The organism is Serratia sp. LSHTC3 (genome assembly GCF_057197125.1).
Window position 1 is genome coordinate 138,434 of sequence record NZ_JBXUNP010000003.1, and the last position, 12,534, is coordinate 150,967.

14 protein-coding genes are annotated in these 12,534 nt (G+C 58.1%); 9 read left to right on the forward strand and 5 right to left on the reverse strand.

Annotated elements, in window-relative coordinates:
- Positions 1-3: 3 nt before the first annotated feature.
- Positions 4-360 carry a DNA-binding protein gene (locus AC2CGI_RS13510; protein WP_033631624.1) on the forward strand — a complete coding sequence of 119 codons (357 nt, stop codon included), beginning with the start codon at positions 4-6 and terminating at the stop codon, positions 358-360.
- Positions 361-410: 50 nt separating this feature from the next.
- On the opposite strand, the gene ispB is transcribed toward AC2CGI_RS13510, so the two are convergent.
- The gene (ispB, locus tag AC2CGI_RS13515; RefSeq protein ID WP_016929331.1) at positions 411-1,382 is read right to left on the reverse strand and encodes an octaprenyl diphosphate synthase; all 972 of its coding nucleotides are present in this window, start codon (positions 1,380-1,382) and stop codon (positions 411-413) included.
- Positions 1,383-1,652: 270 nt separating this feature from the next.
- Between ispB and rplU the strand changes: the two genes are divergently transcribed.
- The 4 genes from rplU (at position 1,653) to cgtA (ending at position 4,505) form a co-directional block, all read left to right on the forward strand.
- On the forward strand, positions 1,653-1,964 hold the full coding sequence (gene rplU, locus AC2CGI_RS13520) for a 50S ribosomal protein L21 (protein WP_004933561.1): 312 nt from the start codon (positions 1,653-1,655) through the stop codon (positions 1,962-1,964).
- 17 nt (positions 1,965-1,981) lie between these two features.
- The gene (gene rpmA / locus AC2CGI_RS13525; protein WP_004933559.1) at positions 1,982-2,239 is read left to right on the forward strand and encodes a 50S ribosomal protein L27; all 258 of its coding nucleotides are present in this window, start codon (positions 1,982-1,984) and stop codon (positions 2,237-2,239) included.
- Between the two features lie 105 nt (positions 2,240-2,344).
- A complete protein-coding gene (locus tag AC2CGI_RS13530) occupies positions 2,345-3,316 on the forward strand; it encodes a DMT family transporter (RefSeq protein WP_076740836.1) in 972 nt (323 codons plus the stop codon).
- A gap of 16 nt (positions 3,317-3,332) precedes the next feature.
- Positions 3,333-4,505: an Obg family GTPase CgtA gene (cgtA, locus tag AC2CGI_RS13535; protein WP_004933553.1), complete on the forward strand. Its 1,173-nt coding sequence runs from the start codon at positions 3,333-3,335 to the stop codon at positions 4,503-4,505.
- 36 nt (positions 4,506-4,541) lie between these two features.
- On the opposite strand, the gene pmrB is transcribed toward cgtA, so the two are convergent.
- The 3 genes from pmrB to dacB are packed head-to-tail and all read right to left on the reverse strand — an operon-like array spanning position 4,542 to position 7,704.
- Complete coding sequence (gene pmrB / locus AC2CGI_RS13540; protein WP_021504259.1) at positions 4,542-5,603, reverse strand: two-component system sensor histidine kinase PmrB; 1,062 nt, start codon at positions 5,601-5,603, stop codon at positions 4,542-4,544.
- Positions 5,600-6,262, reverse strand: a complete 663-nt coding sequence (gene pmrA, locus AC2CGI_RS13545) for a two-component system response regulator PmrA (protein ID WP_004933545.1) — start codon at positions 6,260-6,262, stop codon at positions 5,600-5,602. The genes pmrB and pmrA overlap by 4 nt, the downstream gene beginning before the upstream one ends.
- Before the next feature lie 8 nt (positions 6,263-6,270).
- Positions 6,271-7,704 (reverse strand): serine-type D-Ala-D-Ala carboxypeptidase, encoded by a 1,434-nt coding sequence (gene dacB / locus AC2CGI_RS13550; protein WP_015376410.1) that lies wholly within the window; start codon positions 7,702-7,704, stop codon positions 6,271-6,273.
- A gap of 256 nt (positions 7,705-7,960) precedes the next feature.
- Here dacB and greA point away from each other — a divergent pair, with 256 nt between their 5' ends.
- Positions 7,961-8,437 carry a transcription elongation factor GreA gene (greA, locus tag AC2CGI_RS13555; RefSeq protein ID WP_004933539.1) on the forward strand — a complete coding sequence of 159 codons (477 nt, stop codon included), beginning with the start codon at positions 7,961-7,963 and terminating at the stop codon, positions 8,435-8,437.
- Between the two features lie 112 nt (positions 8,438-8,549).
- Here greA and yhbY read toward each other — a convergent pair whose 3' ends face one another.
- Positions 8,550-8,843, reverse strand: a complete 294-nt coding sequence (yhbY, locus tag AC2CGI_RS13560; RefSeq protein WP_004933536.1) for a ribosome assembly RNA-binding protein YhbY — start codon at positions 8,841-8,843, stop codon at positions 8,550-8,552.
- Positions 8,844-8,986: 143 nt separating this feature from the next.
- On the opposite strand from yhbY, the gene rlmE reads away from it, so the two are divergent.
- The 3 genes from rlmE (at position 8,987) to folP (ending at position 12,533) form a co-directional block, all read left to right on the forward strand.
- Positions 8,987-9,616 carry a 23S rRNA (uridine(2552)-2'-O)-methyltransferase RlmE gene (gene rlmE / locus AC2CGI_RS13565; RefSeq protein ID WP_004933533.1) on the forward strand — a complete coding sequence of 210 codons (630 nt, stop codon included), beginning with the start codon at positions 8,987-8,989 and terminating at the stop codon, positions 9,614-9,616.
- A gap of 56 nt (positions 9,617-9,672) precedes the next feature.
- The gene (gene ftsH, locus AC2CGI_RS13570; RefSeq protein WP_004933529.1) at positions 9,673-11,604 is read left to right on the forward strand and encodes an ATP-dependent zinc metalloprotease FtsH; all 1,932 of its coding nucleotides are present in this window, start codon (positions 9,673-9,675) and stop codon (positions 11,602-11,604) included.
- Between the two features lie 92 nt (positions 11,605-11,696).
- Entirely contained in the window at positions 11,697-12,533 is an 837-nt protein-coding gene (gene folP, locus AC2CGI_RS13575) for a dihydropteroate synthase (protein ID WP_076740837.1), read from the forward strand.
- Position 12,534: the final 1 nt, after the last annotated feature.

Genomic DNA, 12,534 nt, shown 5'->3' on the forward strand with positions numbered 1-12,534 from the left:
GCTATGAAAAACGAGTGGTTTGCCGCCAAGGAACTGACAGGCATCGCAGGATTACCCTCCTCACCACAGGGAATCAATCTGATGGCCCGACGCGAAGGCTGGATCAGCCGCAGGCGTAAAGGCGTGCAGGGAAAAGCGTTGGAGTACCATATCGACAGCCTGCCTCCAGGCGTGCGTAACCTGCTGACGCTGAAAGAAGACGGGGCGGTATATGACGTAGAACGCCAGGATCCGTTGGCGGTCTGGATCGAGTATTACTACCATTTGACGGAGAGCGAGCGCGAGAAAATGGTGGCTTTCCTGATGCGGGAAGGGATTGGCGGCCTGCTGGCGCGTATCGACGAAGATAGCAATACCTAGGCAGGCCCGCGTGGGCGGGCCTGATGAATGTATTAAGAAATTAAAATTTCTTAAAAATCGCGTTGTACCGCCAAATGGGCCAAGCCCTCCAGCGCTGTACGGTGCTCTGATGCCGGCAAGACCTGCAGCGCGGCGATCGCCTTATCGGCTTCTTCCTCGGCGCGTTTGCGGGTGTATTCCAGCGAACCGCATTGCTGCATCGCCTGCAGCACCGGCTCCAGCAGGTGGCGGCCGTTACCTTGCTCAATCGCGCCGCGGATCATGTCACGCTGGGCGTCGTCGCCGTTGTGCATCGCGTGCAGCAGCGGCAGGGTCGGTTTCCCTTCGTTCAGATCGTCGCCGGTGTTTTTGCCCAGCGTGCTGCCGTCGGCGCTGTAGTCGAGCAGATCGTCGATCAGTTGGAAAGCGGTGCCGAGGTAGCGGCCATAATCTTGCAGCGCCTGTTCTTGCTCAGCGCTGGCGCCGGACAGGATCGCCGACGATTGCGCCGCCGCTTCAAACAGACGGGCGGTTTTGCTGTAGATCACCCGCATATAACTTTCTTCGCTGATGTCGGGATCGTGCACGTTCATCAACTGCAGCACTTCACCTTCGGCGATGACGTTGACCGCTTCCGACATCAGCGCCAGCACGCGCAGGGATTCCAGGCTGGTCATCATCTGGAAGGCGCGGGTATAGATAAAGTCGCCGACCAGCACGCTGGCGGCGTTGCCGAACGCCGCGTTGGCGGTGGCTTTGCCGCGGCGCATGTCCGACTCGTCGACGACGTCGTCATGCAACAACGTGGCGGTATGAATGAATTCGATCAGGGCGGCTACGGTGACGTGCTTGTTGCCTTCGTAGCCCAACGCCCGCGCCGCCAGGACGGCGATCATCGGCCGGATGCGCTTACCGCCACCGCTGATAATGTAATAGCCAAGCTGATTGATGAGCGTGACATCGGAATTCAGCTGTTCGAGAATTGTTGCGTTCACGGCCGCCATATCTTGCGCGGTTAACTCGGTAATTTGCTCTAGGTTCATTGTGTTTTTTTCAGCTGTGTTTCTCTTCACCGCGTTGAGATCGCTGCTCACATCGGTACATGGCGGTAACTGTCCCTATGATTGTACTTGAAAAACGGTTCAGATAAACGCCACGAAAGAAACTGCGCTTTTTTTCTTCTTTTTTCTCCTTCTGGTCTTATTCTGCTCTTGTCATGCGCCGCTTTTTTGCGTAGAATTCGCGCCCTATTGTGAATATTTATAGCGCGCTCTGAACTAACACAGTCGGGCACGCGGAAAGCGGAGTTTTATATGTACGCGGTTTTCCAAAGTGGTGGTAAACAACACCGAGTAAGCGAAGGTCAGACCGTTCGCTTGGAAAAGCTGGACATCGCAACTGGTGAAGCGGTTGAGTTTGACCAGATTCTGATGATCGCTAATGGCGAAGATATCAAAATCGGCGTTCCTTTCGTCGATGGCGGCAAGATCAAAGCTGAAGTCGTTGCTCACGGTCGTGGCGAGAAAATTAAAATCGTTAAGTTTCGTCGTCGTAAACACCACCGTAAGCAGCAGGGCCACCGTCAGTGGTTCACTGACGTTAAAATCACCGGCATCAGCGCTTAAGTTAGGAGAGCGGATTAATGGCACACAAAAAGGCTGGCGGCTCGACTCGTAACGGTCGCGATTCAGAAGCTAAACGTCTGGGCGTAAAACGCTTTGGCGGCGAAGCAGTACTGGCAGGCAGCATCATCGTTCGTCAGCGCGGCACCAAATTCCACGCTGGTACCAACGTGGGTTGCGGCAAAGACCACACTCTGTTTGCTTTGAAAGACGGTAAAGTCAAATTCGAAGTTAAAGGCCCGAGCAATCGTAAATTCATCAGCATCGAAGCTGAATAATTTTTCGAGCCTTACGAAATAGATGTAAGCCCCGCAATTCGTTGCGGGGCTTTTTACATTTATGGGTTGCCTGAGGGTTGGCCCGTCAGCGTTGGCGAAGGTGATATGGATACGAAGCAGCAGGTCGGCGTTGGCATTTCTCTGGCGTTAACCACGGCGGTTTGCTGGGGCGCGTTGCCGATCGCGATGAAAGAAGTGTTGGTGGTGATGGAGCCGTTTACCGTTGTCTGGTATCGCTTTACCATGGCCGCCATCGGTTTGGGCGTGATCCTTGCGGTGCGCGGCAAGCTGCCGCCGCTGACGATGTTCCTCCAGCCGCGTTGGCTGCTGCTGTTGGCGATCGCGACGGCGGGGCTGCTGGGCAACTTTGTGTTCTTCAGCTCCTCGCTGCAATACCTGAGCCCGACGGCGTCGCAGGTGATTGGCCAGCTGTCGCCAGTCGGTATGATGTTCGCCAGCGTGCTGATTTTAAAAGAGCGCATGCGCATCACCCAGGTCATTGGCGCCCTGATGTTGATTTGCGGGCTGATGCTGTTTTTCAACGTCAGTCTGATAGAGATCTTCACCCGGCTGACGGACTACACGCTGGGCGTCATGCTGGGCGTGTGTGCGGCGATGGTCTGGGTGAGCTATGGCGTGGCGCAAAAGGTGTTGCTGCGCCGGCTGGCTTCGCCGCAGATCCTGGTTATGTTGTACACTTTATGTGCGATTGCGTTGTTCCCTCTGGCCAAACCCGAGGTGATTTTCCAGCTTAGCGGCTGGCAATTGGCGTGCCTGCTGTTTTGCGGCGCCAACACGCTGATCGGCTATGGCGCGCTGGCAGAAGCGATGGCGCGCTGGCAGGCGGCGCAGGTGAGCGCGTTGGTTACGCTGACCCCGCTGTTTACCCTGCTGTTTTCAGATTTATTGGCGCTGGCTTGGCCCCAGGCATTCGCCATGCCGACGCTGAACATCGTCGGCTATGTCGGTGCGTTTGTGGTTGTGGCGGGCGCCATGTTTTCCGCAATTGGTCACCGGTGGTGGCCGCGACGGGCAGACCCCCCCCTGGTTGCTCCTTTGAAGCAGCCCGGTGAATGATTTACGGAGACGGTAAATGAAGTTTGTAGATGAAGCAGCGATTCTGGTCGTTGCAGGCGACGGCGGCAACGGGTGCGTCAGCTTCCGCCGCGAAAAATATATCCCGAACGGTGGGCCTGACGGCGGTGACGGCGGCGACGGCGGCGACGTCTACCTGCTGGCGGACGAGAACCTTAACACCCTGATCGACTACCGCTTTGAGAAGTCTTTCCGCGCCGAACGCGGCCAGAATGGCCAGAGCCGCGACTGTACCGGCAAACGCGGTAAAGACGTCATCATCAAGGTACCGGTCGGCACGCGCGTGAAGGATCAGGGCACCGGCGAGATCCTCGGCGACATGACCCGCCACGAGCAGAAGCTGATGGTCGCTAAAGGCGGCTGGCACGGTCTGGGCAACACCCGTTTCAAATCTTCGGTCAACCGCGCGCCGCGTCAGAAGACGCTGGGTACCGCCGGCGAAGCGCGTGACCTGTTGCTGGAGCTGTTGCTGCTGGCCGATGTGGGCATGCTGGGGCTGCCGAACGCCGGCAAATCGACCTTCATCCGCGCGGTGTCCGCCGCCAAGCCGAAGGTGGCCGATTATCCGTTTACCACGCTGGTGCCGAGCCTGGGCGTGGTGCGCATGGATCACGAGCAGAGCTTTGTGGTCGCCGACATTCCGGGGCTGATCGAGGGCGCCTCCGAAGGCGCCGGCCTGGGTATTCGTTTCCTGAAACACCTGGAGCGTTGCCGCGTGCTGCTGCACCTGGTGGACATCGCGCCGATCGACGAATCCGATCCGGTGGAAAACGCCAAAGTCATCATTAACGAGTTGAACCAATACAGCGAAAATCTGGCGCAGAAGCCGCGCTGGCTGGTGTTCAACAAAATTGATGTGATTGGTGAGGAAGAAGCCGCCGAACGCGCCAAGGCGATTGTGGAAGGCATGGGCTGGGAAGGGAAGTACTACATGATCTCCGCCGCCAACCGCGAAGGCGTCAACGCGCTGTGCTGGGACGTGATGAACTTCATCAACACCCAGCCGAAAGCGATGGCGATCGAAGAAAGCGCACCGGAAAAAGTCGAATTCATGTGGGATGACTACCACCGCGAGCAAATCGCGGAAGTGGAAGCCGAAGCGGAAGATGACTGGGATGACGACTGGGACGAAGACGACGACGAAGGCGTCGAAATCATTTACCAGAAGTAATTCGGTGATAAAGGGCTCAGCAACGCTGGGCCCTTATTATTTGAGCGCCTTTTCCGGCAGCCAGCACTGGGCATTCAGGCCGCGCGCATCGCGGCGGTTTTCCAGCGTCAAACGCCCCTGGTGCAGTTGCGCGATGCGGATCACGATATTCAGGCCCAGTCCGCTGCCGCCGTAGCGTTGATCCATGCGGCGAAACGCCTGCGTCAGCTCCCCGACCATTTCTTCCTTGATTCCCGGGCCATCGTCGATGACCTGCAGCAGATAGCCGTTGTCTTGCGGCGTTAACCGCACCTGTATCGCGCCGCCTTCCGGGCCGTAACGGTGAGCGTTTTCGACCAGGTTGCGCAGCAGAAGCCGCAGCAACACCGGATCGCCGTTCACTGTGGCAGCAGCCGGCAATTGCCAGCCCAGCGTCTGCCCGCGTTGGGCGGCCATTTCGTCGAGCTCTTCGCGCAGCGGCTGGATCACATCGGCCACCCAATCGAAATGCTGATAATGGCCGCTGGCGAAGTCTTGCCCGGCGCGCGACAGCATCAGCAACTGCTCGACGGTATGCATCAGCTGATCGATGCGGGCGATCAGCGCCTGGCTGCCCTTGACGCCTTGTTTTTCCATCAATTCCAGATGCAGGCGGATGCCGGCCAGCGGCGTGCGCAGTTCGTGGGCGGCGTCGGCGGTGAACAGGCGTTCCTGTTGAATGGTGTTGTCCAACCGTGAGAACAGCTGATTGAGCGCATTGGTGACGGCCACCATTTCCTGGCTATCGCTGGTGATCGGCAGCGGCGTCAGGTTATCGGCAGAGCGCTTTTCCAGCCGCTGTTGCAGTTGGTTGAGTGGGCGGATGATCCAGCTGATAGCCCAGAATGACGCCAACAGGGTGACGATCATCATGATCAGCGAAGGCGCCAACAGCGATGCGATGGCCTCGGCGATCTCGGTATCGACGCGTTCGGTACGCACTTTGGCGGACAGGGTTTCGTCCACCAGGAAGCTGATCTGCTCCTGGCTTTCGTGCCACAGCCAGAAGGCGCTGATGAGTTGCGTGACCAGCAGGATCAGCGCCAGCATCAGCAGCAGGCGGCGGCGCATGCTGATCATGACGAGGGTTCCAGGCGGTAGCCGATGCCGCGCACGGTGCGAATGCGATCCTTGCCCAGTTTGCGGCGCAGGTTGTGAATATGCACTTCCAGGGTGTTGGAACCTAAATCATCTTGCCAGGTGTAGAGATCCTGCTGCAGGAGTTCGCGGTTGACCGTCTGCCCGGCACGCATGATCAGGCGCGCCAGAATGGCGAACTCTTTCGGCGTGACCTCCACCGGCTGCTGTTGCAGATAGACCTGCTGGCTGGAGAGATTCAACTGCAGGTCATCCACCTGCATCAGATTGTCGCTGTGGCCCTGGTAGCGCCGCAGGAGAGCGCGCACGCGCGCCTGCAGCTCAACCAGCGCGAAGGGTTTGACCAGGTAGTCGTCGGCGCCGGCGTCCAGCCCATCGACGCGGTCTTCCAGGGCGTCGCGGGCGGTCAGGATCAGCACCGGCAGATCGATCTGCTGGCGGCGCCACTGCCGCAGCAGCGCTGCGCCGTCCATGTCCGGCAGGCCGAGATCCAGGATCACCATGCTGTATTGGCTGGTGATGAGCAGGCTGCTGGCCTCCGCCGCTGTGGCGGCGCAGTCGCACACGTAGCCTTCACCGGTCAGCGCCAGCGCCAGCCCTTGTTGCAGCAGTTCATCATCTTCAACGACCAGCAGCTTCATGGCGATCCTCAGTTGTTTTGGTAAATATCCCGATACAGGCGGCTTTCGAAACGCACCAGCGGTGCGCGGCGCTGTTTCTGATCTTCCGGCGGCACGGCGTAGCCGGAGAGATACTGCACGAAGGCCATGCGCTGGCCGCTGGCGGTAGTGATGAAGCCCGCCAGGTTGTAGACGCCCTGCAGCGCGCCGGTCTTGGCCGACACCTTGCCGTCTACGCCAGCCTCATGCAGGCCGCCGCGGTAGCGCAGGGTGCCATCATAGCCGGACAGCGGCAGCATCGAGATAAAGTTCAGCTCGTTGTCGTGCTGCGCGATGTACTGCAGCGCCTGCATCATGGTCGCCGGGGCCAGCAGGTTGTGGCGCGACAGGCCGGAACCGTCGGCGATGATGGTGTTGCCCAGATCGATGCCGGCCTTCTGGCGCAGCACCTGCCGTACCGCATCGGAACCGGCTCGCCAGGTGCCCGGCACGCCGAAGCGTTCGTGGCCGATGGTGCGGAAGACGGTATCGGCGATCATGTTGTCCGATTTCTTCAGCATGATTTTCAACAGATCGTGCAGCGGCGCCGACTGGGTTTGCGCGATCACCGTGCCGGTGATGCCGGGGCGCGTCTGGCGTTTCAAATGCCCGTCGATCTGGATGTCGGCCTGCTTCAGCTCGTCTTTCAGGATGGCGCCCGCATAGCTGGCGCCGTCCTGGATGGCGAAGGCCAGCGGCAACGGCTCGCTGCGCTGCGTCAGGCAGCCGGTCAGGGTAAAGCGGTTCAGCTCGCCCGGCACCACGTCCAGCTCGCAGTACTGCGCGTCTGCGGAGCCGCGCGCCAGGGTGCGCACCTGGCTAAACATATTAACCGGATAATAGGAGGCGACGCGGATAAACGCCATGTCGCCCGGATTCGGCGCGCTGTACAGCGAGACCGAGAAACAGTTGCGATCGACAATGGCGGCAGCCGGCGGCGCGCTGAAGCACTGCGTCAGATCGTTCCACGGCCAGCCGGGCGCCTTGTCATGGCTGGCGAAGACCGAGGTATCGACCAGCACGTCGCCGCTGATTTGGCGCACGCCCTGCTTCTTCAGGACGGCCACCATATTGCGCAGGCTCTGGCGTTTGAAGGTCGGATCGCCGCTGAAGCGGGCGATCAGGTTGCCGCGCAGCACGCCGTCGCGGATATCACCCTGGCTCTCCAGCGTGGTGGTGAAACGGTAATCGGGCCCGAGTTGCAGCAATGCCGCCAGCGCCGTCAGCACTTTTTGGGTACTGGCCGGCAGCGCCATTTGCTGAGAGTGGTAATCGATTGTCGGCGCACCGGCGCCGATCTTCTGAACGACCAGGGCAAGGTTGGCCCCATCAGGCAGATATTGTGTGTACTCTTCAACCGGGGCCGCATTCGCATTCAGAACAAATGCGCAAGCCAATGCACTGACAATTCGTGAAAAACGCATAATCTCGGGATAACAGCTGGATAACGTGCCGTCATACTACGGTGCAATCAGGGAAAAAGTAAACGATGACCCTCAAGGAACTCTAGGCTAAAATGCGTATCAAAATGCAAAACCGATCTTGGCTTGGGCTCCGTTCCGAGTCAGGTTTCTTTTGTTTGTCGCCTGGAGGCGGGGGGCGGTATGCCAACCGTGTTTTCATACGAATACGTCAGGATGACGGTTATTTGAACAGGAAAGATTTAGAGGTATTTATACGATGAACCAAATTCCGATGACCTTGTTTGGCGCTGAAAAACTGCGCGAAGAGCTCGAATATCTGAAAAGCGTGCGCCGCCCGAAAATCATTGCGGATATCGCTGAAGCGCGTGAACACGGCGACTTGAAAGAAAATGCCGAGTACCATGCCGCCCGCGAACAGCAGGGTTTCTGCGAAGGCCGCATTCAGGAAATCGAAGCCAAACTGTCCAATGCGCAGGTGATCGATATCACCAAGATGCCGAACACCGGCCGGGTGATCTTCGGCGCCACCGTATCGGTGATGAATCTGGACAGTGAAGAAGAAGTGACTTACCGCATCGTTGGCGACGATGAGGCCGATTTCAAGAAAAATCTGATTTCGGTAAACTCGCCGATGGCGCGCGGCCTGATCGGCAAAGAGCAAGACGATGTGGTGGTGATCAAAACCCCAGGCGGCGACGTGGAATACGAGATCCTGAAGGTCGAGTATCTCTGATCGGGACCATTGGTCATTAATGCGCCAACGTTTTGTAAAGATAGGAAAAAGGCCGCAAGCGGCCTTTTATCTTGGTCAGGCGCATGGCACCTTTTCGTTAACCTGATGGTTATTAACGCGGTAGACTGATCTTGCGCTCTTTCGACGGGCGGTAAAGAATAAGCGTACTGCCGATAACTTGCACATTGCAGGCGCCCGTTTCACGCACGATAGCGTCGGCGATCAGGGTCTTGGTTTCGCGATCTTCAGCGGCGATTTTTACCTTGATCAGCTCATGATGCTCCAGAGCCTGTTCAATTTCAGCCAGCACCCCTTCGGTAAGACCGTTATTGCCCAGCATCACCACCGGTTTTAACGGATGCGCCAGGCCTTTCAGGTGCTGTTTTTGTTTATTATTCAGATTCATTGTCTTTTTTGCTTAAGTTGGGATTGAAAACGGTACATTCTACCGCCATCTCATGTATATCACCAAATCGGTCTTCACCGGTGTGAGTCTACGTGAGCAGCGACCCTGACATAAGACTCTTTTTATGATAGTTGGAAAACGAGATGGCTAATAAAAAGCGTTCGGCTAGCTCCAGTCGCTGGTTACAAGAACACTTTAGCGATAAATATGTACAGCAGGCGCAGAAAAAGGGACTGCGTTCCCGTGCCTGGTTTAAACTTGATGAAATACAGCAGAGCGACAAACTGTTCAAACCGGGCATGACCGTGGTTGACCTGGGCGCCGCACCGGGCGGCTGGTCGCAGTATGTGGTCACCCAAATCGGCGGTACCGGGCGCATCATCGCCTGTGATATTTTGCCAATGGATCCTATCGTTGGCGTCGATTTCCTTCAGGGCGATTTTCGTGATGAACTGGTGTTGAAGGCACTGTTGGAACGAGTAGGCGAGAGTAAGGTTCAGGTGGTCATGTCCGATATGGCCCCGAATATGAGTGGCACCCCGGCGGTCGATATTCCAAGGTCGATGTATCTGGTGGAGTTGGCGCTGGATATGTGTCGTGATGTCCTCGCACCAGGCGGAAGTTTCCTGGTGAAGGTGTTCCAGGGAGATGGCTTTGACGAGTACCTACGGGAAATTCGCTCCCTGTTTACGAAGGTTAAGATTCGTAAGCCAGACGCTTCCCGCGCCCGTTCGCGCGAAGTGTACATTGTAGCGACAGGGCGCAAACTGTAGTACCCTAACGCTGTTTGTTAACACAGTTGTAAGATGAGGTTAATCCCTTGAGTGACATGGCGAAAAACCTAATTCTCTGGTTAGTCATCGCGGTAGTGTTGATGTCTGTATTCCAGAGCTTTGGGCCCAGCGAGTCGAATGGCCGTAGGGTGGATTACTCTACCTTCATGTCCGAACTGACCCAGGACCAGGTTCGCGAAGCGCGAATCAACGGACGTGAAATTAACGTTACCAAGAAAGACAGTAACAAATACACGACCTACATCCCTGTCAACGATCCTAAGTTGCTGGATACGTTGTTAACGAAGAATGTGAAAGTTGTCGGCGAGCCGCCTGAAGAGCCGAGCCTGCTGGCTTCTATCTTTATCTCCTGGTTCCCGATGCTGTTGCTGATCGGGGTCTGGATCTTCTTTATGCGGCAAATGCAGGGCGGCGGCGGCAAGGGCGCGATGTCCTTCGGCAAGAGCAAGGCCCGAATGCTGACGGAAGACCAGATCAAGACCACTTTCGCCGATGTCGCCGGGTGTGACGAAGCGAAAGAAGAGGTGAGCGAACTGGTGGAATACCTGCGCGAACCGAGCCGTTTCCAGAAGCTGGGCGGCAAGATCCCGAAAGGCGTGCTGATGGTTGGCCCGCCGGGGACCGGTAAAACGCTGTTGGCGAAAGCGATCGCCGGCGAAGCGAAGGTGCCGTTCTTCACCATTTCCGGTTCCGACTTCGTCGAAATGTTCGTCGGCGTGGGCGCATCCCGCGTGCGTGACATGTTCGAACAAGCGAAGAAAGCCGCGCCGTGCATCATCTTCATCGATGAAATCGACGCCGTCGGCCGCCAGCGTGGCGCCGGCCTGGGTGGCGGTCACGATGAGCGCGAGCAGACCCTGAACCAGATGCTGGTTGAGATGGACGGTTTCGAAGGCAACGAGGGCATCATCGTCATCGCGGCCACCAACCGTCCGGACGTGCTTGACCCCGCGCTGCTGCGCCCGGGTCGTTTCGACCGTCAGGTCGTGGTCGGGCTGCCGGATGTGCGTGGCCGTGAGCAGATCCTGAAGGTGCACATGCGCCGCGTGCCGTTGGCTGCCGACATCGACGCCTCCGTCATTGCGCGCGGTACGCCGGGCTTCTCCGGTGCCGATCTGGCCAACCTGGTCAACGAAGCGGCGCTGTTCGCCGCCCGCGGCAACAAGCGCGTGGTGTCGATGGTGGAGTTCGAGAAAGCCAAAGACAAGATCATGATGGGTGCGGAACGCCGCTCCATGGTAATGACCGAAGCGCAGAAAGAGTCGACCGCGTATCACGAAGCGGGTCACGCCATCATTGGCCGCCTGGTTCCTGAACATGATCCGGTACATAAAGTGACGATCATTCCTCGTGGCCGTGCGCTCGGCGTGACCTTCTTCCTGCCGGAAGGGGATGCGATCAGCGCCAGCCGTCAGAAGCTGGAGAGCCAAATCTCCACCCTGTACGGCGGCCGTCTGGCGGAAGAGATCATCTACGGGCCGGAAAAAGTCTCTACCGGTGCGTCGAACGACATCAAAGTGGCGACCTCCATCGCCCGCAACATGGTGACCCAATGGGGCTTCTCCGAGAAGCTGGGGCCGCTGCTGTATGCGGAAGAAGAGGGTGAAGTGTTCCTGGGCCGTTCCGTGGCCAAGGCGAAGCACATGTCGGATGAAACCGCGCGTATCATCGACCAGGAAGTGAAGTCGCTGATCGAACGTAACTACACGCGTGCTCGCTCGCTGCTGATGGAAAACATGGACATCCTGCACTCGATGAAGGATGCGCTGATGAAGTATGAAACCATCGATGCGCCGCAGATCGACGATCTGATGAACCGCAAAGACGTGCGTCCGCCGGCGGGCTGGGACGATGCGAACAAAGGCAACAGCTCCGACAACGGCGGCACCCCGAAAGCCCCGACGCCGGTAGATGAGCCGCGCACCCCAACGCCGGGCAACACCATGTCCGAACAGCTCGACAAGTAACAACGGCTGTGTAATAACATCAAACCCCGGTACGCCGGGGTTTTTTTTTGCCCGGCGGGCAGTGAACCAGGCAACAGTAAGGTGGACCAACCATGCAGTTAACCGTGCGCGACATGACGCTCAATCTCTCCCATCCGCAGGTGATGGGCATCCTCAACGTGACACCGGATTCGTTTTCCGACGGCGGCCGCCACAACACCCTGAACCAGGCGCTGGTGCATGCGCATGCGCTGATTTCGGCCGGCGCCACGATGATCGACGTCGGCGGCGAATCGACAAGGCCGGGGGCGGCGGAGGTGAGCGAAGAGGAGGAGCTTGAGCGGGTCGTGCCAGTGGTGGAAGCGCTGGCGCAGCGCTTCGAGGTCTTTATCTCGGTCGATACCTCGAAGGCGGGCGTGATCCGCGAATCGGCGCAGGCCGGCGCCCATCTGATCAACGACATCCGTTCGCTGCAGGAGCCGGGCGCCCTGGCGGCGGCGGCGGAAAGCGGTTTGCCGGTCTGCCTGATGCACATGCAGGGACAGCCGCGCACCATGCAGCAGGCGCCGCACTACGACGATCTGATCGCCGACGTTCAGACGTTTTTCGAGCACCATATCCGGCGCTGTAACGAGGCGGGGATAACAAATCAGAAATTGCTGCTCGACCCCGGCTTCGGTTTCGGTAAAAATTTGGCGCACAACTATCAGCTTCTGGCTCGGTTGTCGGAGTTTCATCGTTTTGGTTTGCCGCTGTTGGTCGGCATGTCGCGCAAATCGATGATTGGACAACTGCTGAACGTGCCGCCGGATCAACGGGTTATCGGCAGCGTGGCCTGCGCGGTGATCGCGGCGATGCAGGGTGCGCAGATTGTCAGAGTGCATGACGTTAAAGAAACCGTCGAGGCGATGCGTGTCGTCGAGGCAACACTTTCAGCTAAGGGACAGTAGA

What these genes read in the sequence shown, in the direction of transcription:
- folP (WP_076740837.1), top strand. Translation starts at nt 11,697, where the DNA reads ATGCAGTTAACCGTGCGCGACATGACGCTCAATCTCTCCCATCCGCAG.
- AC2CGI_RS13530 (WP_076740836.1), top strand. Translation starts at nt 2,345, where the DNA reads ATGGATACGAAGCAGCAGGTCGGCGTTGGCATTTCTCTGGCGTTAACC.
- greA (WP_004933539.1), top strand. Translation starts at nt 7,961, where the DNA reads ATGAACCAAATTCCGATGACCTTGTTTGGCGCTGAAAAACTGCGCGAA.
- rpmA (WP_004933559.1), top strand. Translation starts at nt 1,982, where the DNA reads ATGGCACACAAAAAGGCTGGCGGCTCGACTCGTAACGGTCGCGATTCA.
- rlmE (WP_004933533.1), top strand. Translation starts at nt 8,987, where the DNA reads ATGGCTAATAAAAAGCGTTCGGCTAGCTCCAGTCGCTGGTTACAAGAA.
- cgtA (WP_004933553.1), top strand. Translation starts at nt 3,333, where the DNA reads ATGAAGTTTGTAGATGAAGCAGCGATTCTGGTCGTTGCAGGCGACGGC.
- dacB (WP_015376410.1), bottom strand. Translation starts at nt 7,704, where the DNA reads ATGCGTTTTTCACGAATTGTCAGTGCATTGGCTTGCGCATTTGTTCTG.
- rplU (WP_004933561.1), top strand. Translation starts at nt 1,653, where the DNA reads ATGTACGCGGTTTTCCAAAGTGGTGGTAAACAACACCGAGTAAGCGAA.
- ispB (WP_016929331.1), bottom strand. Translation starts at nt 1,382, where the DNA reads ATGAACCTAGAGCAAATTACCGAGTTAACCGCGCAAGATATGGCGGCC.
- yhbY (WP_004933536.1), bottom strand. Translation starts at nt 8,843, where the DNA reads ATGAATCTGAATAATAAACAAAAACAGCACCTGAAAGGCCTGGCGCAT.
- pmrA (WP_004933545.1), bottom strand. Translation starts at nt 6,262, where the DNA reads ATGAAGCTGCTGGTCGTTGAAGATGATGAACTGCTGCAACAAGGGCTG.
- ftsH (WP_004933529.1), top strand. Translation starts at nt 9,673, where the DNA reads ATGGCGAAAAACCTAATTCTCTGGTTAGTCATCGCGGTAGTGTTGATG.
- pmrB (WP_021504259.1), bottom strand. Translation starts at nt 5,603, where the DNA reads ATGATCAGCATGCGCCGCCGCCTGCTGCTGATGCTGGCGCTGATCCTG.
- AC2CGI_RS13510 (WP_033631624.1), top strand. Translation starts at nt 4, where the DNA reads ATGAAAAACGAGTGGTTTGCCGCCAAGGAACTGACAGGCATCGCAGGA.